This window comes from Klebsiella sp. RHBSTW-00215 (genome assembly GCF_014103785.1).
Lineage (GTDB): Bacteria > Pseudomonadota > Gammaproteobacteria > Enterobacterales > Enterobacteriaceae > Klebsiella.
On the sequence record NZ_JABXQS010000001.1, the window covers coordinates 202,761 to 217,150 of the forward strand.

The 14,390-nt window shown below is 54.0% G+C and carries 9 protein-coding genes; 2 read left to right on the forward strand and 7 right to left on the reverse strand.

All coding sequences use genetic code 11. The annotated features are described in order from the left end of the window. Positions 1 to 51: 51 nt before the first annotated feature. The gene (locus HV127_RS01025) at positions 52 to 1,161 is read left to right on the forward strand and encodes an SDR family oxidoreductase (RefSeq protein ID WP_182234550.1); all 1,110 of its coding nucleotides are present in this window, start codon (positions 52 to 54) and stop codon (positions 1,159 to 1,161) included. A 67-nt stretch (positions 1,162 to 1,228) separates the two neighbouring features. Here the strand turns inward: HV127_RS01025 and eno are convergent, their stop codons facing one another. The 5 genes from eno to rlmD form a co-directional block, all read right to left on the reverse strand. Further along, complete coding sequence (gene eno / locus HV127_RS01030; RefSeq protein WP_110275870.1) at positions 1,229 to 2,527, reverse strand: phosphopyruvate hydratase; 1,299 nt, start codon at positions 2,525 to 2,527, stop codon at positions 1,229 to 1,231. An 80-nt stretch (positions 2,528 to 2,607) separates the two neighbouring features. After that, on the reverse strand, positions 2,608 to 4,245 hold the full coding sequence (gene pyrG, locus HV127_RS01035; protein ID WP_182234552.1) for a CTP synthase (glutamine hydrolyzing): 1,638 nt from the start codon (positions 4,243 to 4,245) through the stop codon (positions 2,608 to 2,610). 226 nt (positions 4,246 to 4,471) lie between these two features. Continuing rightward, positions 4,472 to 5,263, reverse strand: coding sequence for a nucleoside triphosphate pyrophosphohydrolase (gene mazG / locus HV127_RS01040; RefSeq protein WP_182234554.1), 792 nt, complete (start codon positions 5,261 to 5,263; stop codon positions 4,472 to 4,474). Positions 5,264 to 5,332: 69 nt separating this feature from the next. Next, the gene (gene relA / locus HV127_RS01045; RefSeq protein WP_182234556.1) at positions 5,333 to 7,573 is read right to left on the reverse strand and encodes a GTP diphosphokinase; all 2,241 of its coding nucleotides are present in this window, start codon (positions 7,571 to 7,573) and stop codon (positions 5,333 to 5,335) included. Between the two features lie 46 nt (positions 7,574 to 7,619). After that, positions 7,620 to 8,921 (reverse strand): 23S rRNA (uracil(1939)-C(5))-methyltransferase RlmD, encoded by a 1,302-nt coding sequence (gene rlmD, locus HV127_RS01050; protein WP_182234558.1) that lies wholly within the window; start codon positions 8,919 to 8,921, stop codon positions 7,620 to 7,622. A 123-nt stretch (positions 8,922 to 9,044) separates the two neighbouring features. On the opposite strand from rlmD, the gene barA reads away from it, so the two are divergent. After that, positions 9,045 to 11,798, forward strand: coding sequence for a two-component sensor histidine kinase BarA (gene barA / locus HV127_RS01055; RefSeq protein ID WP_182234560.1), 2,754 nt, complete (start codon positions 9,045 to 9,047; stop codon positions 11,796 to 11,798). Positions 11,799 to 11,837: 39 nt separating this feature from the next. Here barA and HV127_RS01060 read toward each other — a convergent pair whose 3' ends face one another. Both HV127_RS01060 and gudD read right to left on the reverse strand, forming a co-directional pair. Next, the gene (locus tag HV127_RS01060) at positions 11,838 to 12,977 is read right to left on the reverse strand and encodes a glycerate kinase (protein ID WP_182234562.1); all 1,140 of its coding nucleotides are present in this window, start codon (positions 12,975 to 12,977) and stop codon (positions 11,838 to 11,840) included. A gap of 70 nt (positions 12,978 to 13,047) precedes the next feature. Further along, a complete protein-coding gene (gene gudD / locus HV127_RS01065) occupies positions 13,048 to 14,388 on the reverse strand; it encodes a glucarate dehydratase (protein ID WP_182234564.1) in 1,341 nt (446 codons plus the stop codon). Between the last annotated feature and the right edge of the window lie 2 nt (positions 14,389 to 14,390).

Here is a 14,390-nt window from a genome sequence, read left to right on the forward strand (position 1 = left end):
TTAATCCCCTGCACCTAGAATCCGTAAACCAACCATGACGAGATTGAACTCATGAATACATTGTTAATCACAGGCGTGACCGGATTTCTGGGCGGGGCAGTTTTAGAAAATATTCTTAATCAGGAAAATAGATTTAATCTGCTACTGCTTGTTCGCGCCAATGATGATGCAGCCCCACTTGAACGGGTAAAGGAAAACCTGCGTAAATTCAATATTGCAGAAGAGAAGCTGGCAGCACTGAATTCACGGAGCATTCTGCTGGGTGATTTGGCGGATCCAGAAGTATTTCTTACCGACCCTCGCCTGGATCAGGTCACTCACGTTATCAACTGCGCCGCCGTCGCCTCCTTTGGCAACAACCCGCTCATCTGGAAAGTGAATGTCGAGGGAACGCTTAAGTTTGTCCGGAGAATGGCGCAGGTCATCAGCCTTCAGCGCTTCCTGCATGTAGGCACGGCAATGTCGTGTTCACCTGAACAGGATTCACTGGTGTCGGAAAACGCAGAGTTCCGTGAACGCGCCGAGCATCTGGTCGAGTACACCCACTCTAAATCAACCATAGAACGCCTGATGCAGCAGGAGTGCCCAACGCTGCCACTGGTTATTGCCCGCCCCTCGATTGTGGTTGGTCACACTCATCACGGCTGTCAGCCTTCCAGCAGCATCTTCTGGGTATTCAGCATGGGTCTGATGCTACAAAAATTTATGTGTTCGATGGAAGACCGCATTGACGTTATCCCCGTCGATTACTGCGCCGATGCGCTGCTGATGCTGCTCAACAGCCCGCTTGCTCGCGGAGAGATAGTGCACATTTCGGCAGGTGAAGAAAATAGCGTGAGATTTGCGGATATCGACAGCGCTATGGCATCGGCGTTGGAACAGGCTCCGGTTGGCAATAAATACGCCCAGGTCAGCTATGAGACGCTGGTTAAAATGCGCCGCGAGCTGAAGGATATCTTTGGCCCCTGCAACGAGCGTCTGATGCTAAAAGCTATGCGCCTGTATGGTGCGTTCGCCACGCTTAACGTGCGATTCAGTAACGACAAGCTGCTGAGTATGGGGATGCCAAAACCGCCGCGCTTTACCGATTATATCGACCGCTGCGTGCAGACCACGCGCGGGCTTTCTATTCCGCAGCAAATGGCGGTAGATTTTAAGTAGCTGCTTTTGTAAAGGCAAAAAAATGCCAGCCCGAAGGCTGGCATTTTCATATCAGATAAAGACAGGCTTATGCCTGGCCTTTGATCTCTTTACGACCATTGTACGGTGCTTTTTCGCCCAGAGCTTCTTCGATACGAATCAGCTGGTTGTATTTAGCAACGCGGTCAGAACGGCTCATAGAACCGGTTTTGATCTGGCCTGCAGCGGTACCAACAGCCAGGTCAGCAATGGTAGCGTCTTCAGTTTCGCCTGAACGGTGAGAGATAACGGCAGTGTAGCCAGCGTCTTTCGCCATTTTGATCGCAGCCAGAGTTTCGGTCAGAGAACCGATCTGGTTGAATTTGATCAGGATGGAGTTAACGATGCCTTTGTCGATACCTTCTTTCAGGATCTTGGTGTTGGTTACGAACAGATCGTCACCAACCAGCTGGATTTTGTCGCCCAGTACTTTAGTCTGGTATGCGAAACCATCCCAATCAGATTCGTCCAGACCGTCTTCGATAGACACGATCGGATACTGTTTGGTCAGGTCTTCCAGGAAGTGAGTGAATTCTTCAGAGGTGAACGCTTTGTTGCCTTCGCCAGCCAGAACGTATTTACCGTCTTTGTAGAATTCGGAAGCTGCACAGTCCATCGCCAGGGTGATGTCGGTGCCCAGCTCGTAGCCAGCAGCTTTAACAGCTTCAGCGATAACAGCCAGTGCTTCAGCGTTGGAACCCAGGTTCGGCGCATAGCCGCCTTCGTCACCAACTGCAGTGTTCATACCTTTAGCTTTCAGAACTTTAGCCAGGTTGTGGAACACTTCAGAACCCATACGTACGGCTTCTTTCAGGGATTTAGCGCCAACTGGCTGAATCATAAATTCCTGGATGTCGACGTTGTTGTCTGCGTGCTCGCCACCGTTGATGATGTTCATCATCGGAACCGGCATGGAGTATTTGCCCGGGGTGCCGTTCAGTTCAGCGATGTGCTCATACAGCGGCTGACCTTTAGAAGCAGCAGCGGCTTTGGCGTTAGCCAGAGATACGGCCAGGATTGCGTTCGCACCGAAGTTAGATTTGTTTTCAGTACCGTCCAGGTCGATCATGATTTTGTCGATGCCAGCCTGATCTTTGGCGTCTTTGCCAAGGATTGCCTGAGCGATCGGGCCGTTAACCGCGCCAACAGCTTTCAGTACGCCTTTACCCATGAAACGGGATTTGTCGCCATCACGCAGTTCCAGCGCTTCGCGGGAACCAGTAGAAGCACCTGACGGAGCAGCTGCCATACCGACGAAACCACCTTCCAGGTGTACTTCAGCTTCAACAGTCGGGTTACCACGGGAGTCGATGATTTCACGACCGATGACTTTAACGATTTTGGACATTAGGTTTTCCTCAGTACAAGTTAAACTAAAACTCCAGACAAACAATGCACCCGGATGGGTGCATTGCCGTTCTAACTCTTTTACTTCGCCTGACGCTTCTGGTACTCGGCTGCGGCTTTCACAAAGCCAGCAAACAGCGGGTGACCATCACGCGGCGTCGAAGTAAACTCCGGATGGAACTGACAGGCAACAAACCACGGATGATTCGGCACCTCGATGATCTCGACCAACTGATCATCCCCGGAACGTCCCGCAATACGCAGGCCCGCATTTTCAATCGGTTTCAACAGCATGTTGTTGACTTCATAGCGGTGGCGATGGCGTTCGGTAATGGTTGGTTCGCCGTACAGCTGGCGCACCAGACTATCGTCACCCAGTTGGCACTGCTGCGCTCCAAGGCGCATCGTGCCGCCGAGGTCGCTCTTATCAGAACGGACTTCGACATTACCTTCTTCATCACGCCATTCGGTAATAAGGGCCACAACCGGGTACTTACAGTCTGGCACAAATTCCGTGGAGTTGGCGTTTTCCATCCCCGCTACGTTGCGCGCGAACTCAATCAGCGCAACCTGCATACCCAGGCAAATTCCCAGATATGGAATATTGTTTTCACGTGCATAGCGCGCAGTGGCAATCTTACCTTCAACCCCGCGATAGCCGAAGCCACCAGGAATCAGGATAGCATCTAAATTTTTCAGAATTTCGACGCCGCGCGTTTCTACATCTTGCGAATCGATCAGCTTGATGTTGACGGTAACGCGGTTTTTCAGACCACCGTGCTTCAGCGCTTCAATCACCGATTTGTAGGCATCTGGCAGTTCAATGTACTTGCCGACCATACCAATGGTGACTTCACCTGCCGGATTGGCTTCTTCGTAAATAACCTGTTCCCATTCGGCCAGGTTCGCTTCCGGACAGCTTAAGCTGAATCGTTTACAAATATAATCGTCCAGCCCCTGAGATTTCAACAGGCCTGGAATTTTATAAATAGAATCGACGTCTTTCATCGAAATAACGGCTTTTTCTGGCACATTGCAGAACAATGCAATTTTGGCACGTTCGTTCGCCGGAATGGCGCGATCGGAACGGCAGACCAGAATATCAGGCTGAATACCGATGGAGAGCAGTTCTTTAACGGAGTGCTGGGTCGGCTTGGTTTTGACTTCACCCGCAGCGGCCAGGTACGGCACCAGAGTCAAATGCATAAACAGTGCGTTTTCACGACCGATATCCACCGCCAGCTGGCGAATCGCTTCGAGGAACGGCAGCGACTCGATATCGCCAACGGTACCACCAATTTCAACCAGCACCACATCATGGCCTTCGCCGCCCGCCAGCACGCGCTCTTTGATAGCGTTGGTGATATGCGGAATAACCTGTACGGTTGCGCCCAGATAATCGCCACGGCGCTCTTTACGCAGAACGTCGGAGTAGATACGACCCGTAGTGAAGTTGTTACGGCGGCTCATTTTGGTGCGAATGAAACGCTCATAGTGGCCAAGGTCCAGATCGGTTTCAGCGCCGTCTTCAGTAACGAACACTTCCCCGTGTTGGATTGGGCTCATGGTGCCTGGATCGACGTTGATGTACGGATCCAGTTTCATCATGGTCACGTTAAGCCCACGGGCTTCAAGAATGGCTGCCAGGGAAGCTGCGGCAATGCCTTTACCCAGAGAGGATACGACCCCGCCGGTCACAAAAATATAGTTCGTTGTCATGCTGAACCTGAGAAGTTAGGTTTAAAAGACGATGGAATAACCAAGACGGGAAAGCAGTATACCCGATCATGACTAACGCCACAAACTTTCATTATCCCTCCTTTTCATCAGGCCCACACAACGCAGGGAGTGAGAAAATAGCCGCTTTCGGCGAAATGTTTTTGACGTAAATCAAGCGCTTGTTATTTAAAAAATCACACAAATAGCGCTTGATCACGAAAACCCTTTAGAGATCAGTTTCCTGGCGTTTTACCTCTTGCCACACATCTTCCATGGTAGCGAGGTCAACACCGGTCATTTCCAGGCCCCGCGCGGCGACAATCCGCTCAACTTCACGGAAACGGCGCTCAAACTTGAGGTTCGCTTTTTGCAGCGCAACTTCGGCTTTCACTCCTAAATGGCGGGATAAGTTGACCGTCGCGAACAGCAGGTCGCCGACTTCCTCCTCCAGTTTAGCTTCATCAATCACCGCCTGCTGCGCCTCGTGCATGACTTCATCAATCTCTTCGTGCACTTTGTCCAAAACCGGGCCAAGCGAAGTCCAGTCAAAACCTACTGCCGAGCAGCGTCGCTGGATTTTATGCGCGCGCATCAGCGCGGGCAGGCTATGCGGAATATCGTCCAGTGCAGAGTGCTGGGACTTTTCGGCTCTCTCTGCGCTTTTAATTTGTTCCCAACGCGCCAGTACTTCGCTGCTGTTACCCGCTGAAGCATCGCCGAAAATATGCGGGTGACGGCGCTCCAGCTTGTCGCTGATGGCGGCGCAAACATCATTAAAATCAAAACGCCCCTCTTCCTGTGCCATCTGAGCATAGAACACGACCTGGAATAGCAGATCGCCCAGCTCGCCGCGCAGATCGTCGAAATCTTCCCGGGCAATAGCATCAAGTACTTCATAGGTTTCTTCGAGGGTATAGGGGGCGATGGTGGCAAAAGTCTGCTCTTTGTCCCACGGGCAGCCGCTTTCCGGGTCGCGCAGGCGCTGCATAATACCGAGCAGCCGGTCGATTTGGGTCATGGGTCTTTCCTGATTAAGAGAAGCCGGGTGGTGGCTTTCACCTGACCCGGCTTATAAAGAATGGCGATCTTAACCGCCGTGAAGACGACGGGCGTCAATCACATCCGGTACCTGATTCAACCGGCCAAGCACACGGCCCAGCACCTGCAGGTTGTAGATCTCAATGGTCATATCGATTGTGGCAAGCTGCTGTTTGGTATCACTGCGGCTGGCAACGCCCAGCACGTTGACCTTCTCGTTGGCAAGAATGGTGGTGATATCGCGCAGCAGGCCGCTACGATCGTTAGCCTGAACACGCACGACCAGCGAGTAGCCCGCCGAGTAGCTTTCGCCCCACACCGCGTCCACAATGCGCTCCGGGGCATGTGATTGTAATTCCGCAAGCTGATCGCAATCCGCACGATGCACCGAGATCCCACGTCCCTGAGTAATAAAACCGACAATCTCATCGCCAGGAATTGGCTGACAGCAGCGCGCAATATGGTGCATCAGGTTACCAACGCCCTCAACCACCACCCGGCCGTTATCTTTGCTGCGGTTATTCTGTGGCGTATAGGTTTTCTGCTGCAGCTGTTTCAGCGCGGCGGCATCCTGCTCCTCGGCGCTCGGTTTATTGAACTGCGCTTGCAGGAAGTTGACCATTTGGTTAAGACGAATATCACCGCCGCCAATCGCTGCCAGCAGTTCGTCCTGCTCATTAAAGTTGTAACGCGGCAACAGATGTTTTTCCGCATCCTTCAGGCTGATACCCAGATGTTCGAGCTCGTCGTCGAGAATCTGCCGCCCGGCAAGAATATTCTTATCGCGATCCTGCTTGCGGAACCAGGCATGAATTTTGGAACGCCCACGGCTGGTCGTGACGTAGCCAAGGTTCGGGTTCAGCCAGTCGCGGCTCGGGTTCGGCTGTTTCTGGGTGATGATTTCAATCTGGTCGCCCATTTGCAGCTGATAGGTAAAAGGTACGATGCGCCCGCTGATTTTCGCCCCAATGCAGCGGTGTCCGACATCGCTGTGAATATGGTAGGCAAAATCAAGCGGCGTTGAGCCAGCAGGTAAATCCACAACGTCGCCCTTTGGCGTAAAGACGTAAACCCGGTCATCAAAGACCTGGCTGCGAACCTCATCCAGCATTTCGCCGGAATCCGCCATCTCTTCTTGCCAGGCGATCAGCTTACGCAGCCAGGCAATGCGATCTTCGTAACCGCGCGCGCCGCTGGCCCCCGCGCTGGCGCCCTCTTTATACTTCCAGTGCGCAGCCACGCCCAGCTCAGCATCTTCATGCATCTGTTTAGTACGAATTTGAATTTCTATCGTTTTGCCGCCGGGACCCAGCACCACAGTGTGAATCGACTGATAGCCATTGGGCTTAGGATTGGCAACATAGTCGTCAAACTCATCCGGCAGATGACGGTAGTGAGTATGTACAATGCCCAGCGCGGCATAACAATCCTGCAAACGCTCGGCGACAATGCGCACCGCGCGCACATCAAACAGCTCGTCAAATGCGAGGTGCTTTTTCTGCATTTTGCGCCAGATGCTATAGATATGTTTTGGTCGCCCGTACACTTCGGCTTTGACGCCCTCGGTTTTCATTTCCGAGCGTAAATGGCCCACAAACTCGTCGATGTAATGTTCACGATCGATACGCCGTTCATGCAGCAACTTAGCAATGCGTTTGTATTCCGCCGGATGCAGATAGCGGAAGCAGTAATCTTCCAGCTCCCACTTGAGCTGACCGATCCCCAGGCGGTTAGCCAGCGGCGCGTAGATATTGGTACACTCTTTCGCCGCCAGCACGCGCTCATCTTCCGGCGCATCTTTCACTTCGCGCAGATGGGCAATCCGCTCGGCAAGTTTGATAACCACGCAGCGGAAATCATCGACCATCGCCAGCAGCATGCGGCGAATGTTGTCCACCTGTTCAGAAGAGACCGAGTCGGTATGGGTGGCTTTAAGCTGGCGTATGGCGGCCATATCCCGCACGCCGTGAATGAGGGTAACGACGGATTTACCTACGCTCTCCTGCATGACTTCTTCGCTGACGACGTTGACGTCCGCCAGCGGGAAAAGCAACGCAGCCCGCAGCGTGTCGATATCCATGCTGAGCATGGAGAGAATCTCCACCATCTCCACGCCGCGCCACAACAGCAGATCTGCCTGCGGGTGTCCCTGCGTTTTCTCTCGACAGTAATCCCAGGTTTCGGCTAAGCGTTCACACGACTGCTGGCTGGAAATTCCCAGACTCGCGATCCATTTCTTCGGGTCAAATTCACCAGCTTTATTTAGATGTGCACTTCTTACCGCAACCATTGTCCTCTCCTTAAGGGACCGGCCTGCCGAAGTCGGCAAGCCTCAACTAATTTTTATGCTCAAACAACACCATTGATTCCAGATGTCCGGTATGGGGGAACATATCCAGCATCGCCAGGCGTTGAATGGTATATCCCGCCTGTAATAAAACGTCGCTATCGCGCGCCAGCGTCGCCGGGTTACAAGAAACATACACCACCCGGCGCGGGGCTAACTTTATAATATGTAAAATTACGCCCGCAGCACCGGCTCGCGCCGGGTCGAGCAAAATTTTATCAAAACCGTGTTTCGCCCAGTCCTGGCGGGTGACATCCTCTTCCAGGTTTTCATGAAAGAACGTCACGTTGTGCAACCCGTTAAGCGCTGCGTTTTCGCGGCCCTTTTCCACCAGCGCGGGAACCCCCTCAACGCCGACGACCTGCGCCGTGCGTTTCGCCAGCGGCAGAGTAAAGTTGCCCATTCCGCAAAACAGGTCCAGCACCCGGTCCTCTGGCTGAAGATCCAGCCACTCCAGCGCCGTGCGCACCATTAACTGGTTCACACCGTCGTTCACCTGGATGAAATCGCGCGGACTGAACACTAAGCGTAGACCGTCAGATGTGTACCAGGGAGATTCCCCGCTAATATGCTCCAGTATCTCGCTTTGCGGTGCCAGATACAGGGAAAGACCGTGAGATTGCGAAAAGCGTTCCAGTTTTTCTTTATCTGCCGCAGAAAGGGCGGCGGTGTGGCGCAATACCATCAGCGGGCCGTTATCCGCCAGCACCAGCTCGACATGACCAAGCTGACGAGCCGCCTTCAGCCCCGACAAACACTCACGGACGGCAGGCAATAACGCACCAAGAGCGGGCACCAAAACAGGGCACTGCACCACATCGACAATTTCGTTAGAATTAGCCTTCCGGAAGCCTATCTGTAATTGTTGGGTCTTTGGCTGATAATTCAAGCTCAGCCGCGCCCGGCGACGGTAGCCCCAGGGTGAAGCGGCTATAATGTCATCGACATCGCGTTTCATTAGCCTGGCAAGTGCAGCGCGTTTACTCTGTTGCTGCAGGTCGATGCTGGCGTGCTGTTGCTGGCATCCTCCGCAGACGCCAAAATGCGGGCAGCCCGGTGTTTGTCGTTGCGGGCTGTCGCTAAGACGGCGTTTAACCTGTGCGCGGGCATACTGTTTTTTATCTTCGACCAGGACAACTTCCGCCTGCTCTTGCGGTAATAAGCCGCTGACAAACAGCGCTTTACCCTGATGACGCGCAACGCCTTGACCAAAAGGGTCAAGGTCATTGACTGTAACGGTTATGATCTGGCGCGTCGTCACACGCCGTTTTGCAGAGTAGAATTGCGCCATCGTAGAGATTTGTCTCAATTAAATATAACGAGATCGTTCAGAGATGCGTCGGCGGCAAGCAAGTGCAGCCGACATGAAAGCAGCCTGAAGGATAATTTATATATTCTCCCATAATGGAACCGCATGACCAACTACAGCCTTCGTGCTCGCATGATGATTCTAATTCTGGCGCCCACCGTTCTGATCGGTTTGTTGCTCAGCATTTTCTTCGTCGCACACCGCTATAACGACCTTCAGCGCCAGCTGGAAGATGCTGGAGCCAGTATTATTGAGCCGCTGGCGGTTTCCAGTGAATATGGCATGAATCTGCAAAACCGCGAGTCAATCAGGCAGCTTATTAGCGTTTTGCACCGCCGCCATTCCGATATCGTGCGCGCAATTTCTATCTACGACTCGCATAACAAGCTGTTTGTCACCTCCAACTTTCAGCTTGATCCCGGCGAACTTCAGCTTCCCAAAGGGGCTCCTTTCCCTCGGCGCTTAAGCGTGATTCGCAATGGTGACTTGATGATTTTGCGCACCCCGATCGTCTCGGAAAGCTATTCACCAGATGAATCACCGGGAACTGACGCCAAAATGCCGGACAACATGCTGGGCTACGTGGCCCTTGAGCTGGATCTCAAATCGGTGCGATTGCAGCAGTACAAAGAGATTTTCATCTCCAGCGTGATGATGCTGTTCTGTATTGGTATTGCGTTAATTTTCGGCTGGCGTCTGATGCGCGATGTCACCGGCCCGATTCGCAATATGGTGAACGCCGTCGACCGCATTCGCCGCGGTCAGCTTGATAGCCGCGTCGAGGGCTTTATGCTCGGCGAACTGGATATGCTCAAAAATGGCATTAACTCGATGGCCATGTCGCTGGCGGCCTATCATGAAGAGATGCAGCATAACGTCGATCAGGCCACGTCCGACCTGCGTGAAACGCTTGAGCAGATGGAGATTCAGAACGTCGAACTGGATCTGGCGAAAAAGCGTGCTCAAGAAGCCGCGCGAATTAAATCCGAGTTTTTGGCCAATATGTCCCACGAGCTGCGCACCCCGCTCAACGGCGTCATCGGCTTCACGCGCCTGACGCTGAAAACCAACTTAAATACCACTCAGCGCGATCACCTGACCACTATTGAGCGTTCAGCCAACAATCTGCTGGCGATCATTAACGATGTTCTGGACTTCTCTAAGCTCGAAGCGGGCAAGCTGATTCTGGAAAGTATCCCATTCCTGCTGCGCAACTCGTTGGATGAAGTGGTCACATTATTGGCCCATTCGGCGCATGATAAAGGCCTGGAGCTGACGCTGAACATCAAAAATGATGTTCCGGATAACGTGATTGGCGACCCGCTGCGCCTGCAGCAAATTGTGACTAATCTGATGGGTAACGCCATTAAATTCACCGAGCACGGCAATATCGACGTCCTGGTGGAACAGCGCGCAATCAGCAACTCCAGAGTGCAGATTGAGGTACAAATTCACGATACCGGTATTGGTATTCCTGAGCGCGATCAATCGCGCTTGTTCCAGGCTTTCCGTCAGGCCGACGCCAGTATTTCACGCCGCCACGGCGGCACCGGGTTGGGACTTGTCATCACCCAGCGCCTGGTGAAGGAGATGGGCGGCGATATTTCATTCCACAGCCAGCCGAATCGCGGCTCAACGTTCTGGTTCCATATCAGCCTCGATCTTAACCCCAACGCCGTCCCCGATAGCGTGTCAACCGACTGTCTGACAGGCAAAAAGCTGGCCTATATTGAAGCTAACGCCACGGCGTCGCAGTGCACCATGGAACTGCTGGCAACAACGCCGTTAGAGGTGGTCTATAGCCCAACCATGTCCGCCCTGCCTGATGCACATTACGATATCCTGTTGGTCGGAACCCCAGTGTCGGTGCGTGACCTGGGACTACATCGAGATAAACTTGCAAGGGCCTGCAAACTTGCGGATCACCTGCTGCTGGCGCTGCCGTGCCACGCCCAGGTCAGCGCCGAAGCGCTGAAACAAGATGGCATTACGGCCTGCCTACTCAAGCCGCTAACCTCAACGCGCTTGCTCCCCGCGCTGACGGCCACCTGTCAGGCTCAACCCGCTATGTTACCGGTGTATTCAGACAGTAAAAAACTGCCGATGACGGTGATGGCGGTCGATGATAACCCGGCAAACCTGAAGCTCATCGGTGCGCTACTGGAAGACCTGGTTCAGCACGTCATCCTTTGCGACAGCGGCCAGCATGCCGTCGAAGAGGCTAAAGAAAAGCAGCAGGATCTGATTCTGATGGATATTCAGATGCCAGAAATGGACGGTATTCGCGCCTGCGAACTGATTCGCCAGCTTCCTCATCAACAGCAAACTCCGGTCATTGCCGTGACCGCGCACGCGCTGGAAGGCCAGCGCGAAAAGCTCCTGAGCGCAGGAATGAATGATTATCTGGCGAAACCGATTGAAGAAGACAAGCTCTATAGCCTGCTGTTGCGCTATCAGCCGGGCAAGCATGTTGCACCGCTCGCGGTAAAAGAGCCTGTCGAACTGCCGATCGATCATAACGTCACTCTGAACTGGCAGTTAGCGCTACGCCAGGCGGCAATGAAGCCAGATCTGGCGCAGGAAATGCTGCAAATGCTGATCGCCTTTATGCCGGAAGTTCGTAATAGAGTGGAAGAGCAACTGGTCGGCGAGCAGCCGGAAGGGTTGCTGGATTTGATTCATAAACTCCACGGCAGCTGTAGCTACAGCGGCGTTCCTCGCTTGAAGAAATTGTGTCAGACCATCGAAAGCCAGCTACGGGCGGGCACCGTCGCCGAGGAGCTGGAGCCGGAGTTTCTGGAACTGCTGGATGAAATGGATAACGTCGCACGCGAAGCATGCAAGCTGATGGGCATTTAAAACGTCATCCCCGGTCTACGCTGCACGACCGGGGAAAACTTATATCACTTGCCCCATTTTCAGCACCGCGGCGACGTTTCTCGCCGTCATGCGCACGTTTTCGGCGGCATTTTCAAGTGCCTCATCAAGCGTGCAAATGGAATAAATCACGCTGAATACCGCATCCAGACCATGATCGTGCACCACGCCAACGTCCGCCGTCAGGCTGCCGGCAATGCCAATCACCGGAAGATTGTAACGTTTAGCCACCCTCGCCACGCCAACCGGCACTTTACCGTGAATCGTCTGGCTGTCGATACGCCCTTCACCGGTAATCACCAGGTCCGCATCCGCTACGATATCGGCAAGATGCAACGCATCGGTGACAATCTCAATTCCTGGTCGCAGTTTCGCACCGCAAAAGGCGTACAAGCCTGCGCCCATACCGCCCGCCGCGCCGCCACCTTCAAGGTTCAGCACGTCGAGATCTAAATCGCGGTGAATAATCCCGGCAAAATGGGCCAGCGCCTTATCCAGGCTGACAATCATTTCCGCCGTCGCCCCTTTCTGCGGACCAAATACCGCCGTTGCCCCTTGCGGGCCAGTCAGCGGATTAGTCACATCGCAGGCGACATCAATACGGCATTTAGCCAGACGTTCATCAAGCTCGCTGATGTCAATACGCGCCAGGCTATCCAGCGCACCGCCGCCGAGCGCAATCTGCTGGTTGTCGTGGGTCAGAAGCTTCGCCCCCAGCGCCTGTACCATTCCGGCTCCGCCATCGTTAGTGGCGCTGCCGCCGATGCCGATAATAATCTGCTTCACGCCTGCGTCCAGCGCATGACGAATAAGCTCTCCCGTCCCCCATGACGTAGTCAGCAGGGGGTTACGTCGCGCCGACGGCACGCTCTCCAGACCGCTCGCCGCCGCCATTTCGATAAAAGCGCACTGCTTGTCGCCTGAAAGTCCGTAAAAAGCCGCGACAGGTTCACCAAGCGGCCCGGTGACGGTGACCTCAACCTGATACCCCTGAGTCGCTGCAACCATCGCTTCGACGGTTCCTTCACCACCGTCCGCAACCGGCAGTTTGACATACTCCGCGTCCGGATAAATTTCCCGAAAACCCTGCTCTATCGCGGTTGCAACATCCAGCGCACTCAGGCTCTCCTTGTATGAATCCGGTGCGATCACTATCTTCATAAGCTGTCCTTAAAATGAGCATTTACCCGGTAACGCGAATATGCCGGTCCCCGCAGGAACCGGCGTTTTCTTAGCGCACCATGCACGGACGCTTGTTGTCAAACGTCCAGTTTGGGATCAGATACTGCATCCCCATGGCGTCATCGCGCGCGCCCAGACCGTGTTTCTGATACAGCTCGTGGGCTTTCATCACCTGATCCATGTCGAGCTCTACACCCAGACCCGGTTTCGCCGGTACCTGCACCATGCCGCCTTTAATTTCAAACGGCTCTTTGGTCAGGCGTTGGTTGCCTTCCTGCCAAATCCAGTGGGTATCGATGGCGGTGATCTTACCCGGTGCCGCAGCCGCGACATGGGTGAACATCGCCAGCGAAATATCAAAGTGGTTGTTAGAGTGCGAGCCCCAGGTCAAGCCGAACTCATGGCACATCTGCGCCACGCGAACTGAGCCCTGCATGGTCCAGAAGTGCGGGTCCGCCAGCGGGATATCAACCGATTGCAGCGACAGCGTATGCCCCATCTGACGCCAGTCGGTGGCGATCATATTGGTCGCGGTCGGCAGGCCGGTAGCACGACGGAATTCCGCCATCACTTCACGTCCGGAGAAGCCCTGCTCTGCACCACACGGATCTTCTGCGTAAGCCAGAGAGCCTTTCAGGTACTTACCAATTTTGATCGCTTCATTGAGCGACCACGCGCCGTTTGGATCCAGCGTCACACGCGCCTGTGGGAAGCGTTTCGCCAGCGCAACAATGGATTCCGCCTCTTCTTCCCCAGCCAACACACCGCCTTTCAGTTTAAAGTCGTTGAAACCATATTTCTCATACGCCGCTTCCGCCAGGCGCACCACCGAATCCGGGGTCATCGCTTCATCATGACGCAGGCGATACCAGTCACATTTCTCATCCGGCTGGCTCTGATACGGTAGCGGCGTCGCTTTGCGGTTGCCGACGAAGAACAGATAACCGAGCATTTCGACTTCGTTACGCTGCTGACCATCGCCCAACAGAGAAGCGACGTTTACGCCCAGATGCTGGCCGAGCAGGTCAAGCATTGCGGCTTCAATGCCAGTGACCACATGAATAGTGGTACGCAGATCGAAGGTCTGCAAACCGCGCCCACCGGCATCGCGATCGGCAAACTGGTTACGTACCGCGTTCAGCACATTTTTATATTCACCAAGCGTTTTACCCACTACCAGCGGAATCGCATCTTCCAGGGTCTGGCGAATTTTCTCGCCCCCGGGAATTTCGCCGACGCCGGTGTGCCCGGAGTTATCTTTGATAATCACAATATTACGCGTGAAGAACGGGGCATGTGCGCCGCTCAGGTTCATCAGCATACTGTCGTGGCCCGCAACGGGGATCACCTGCATCGCGGTAACAACTGGAGTCGTAAATTGAGTGCTCATAA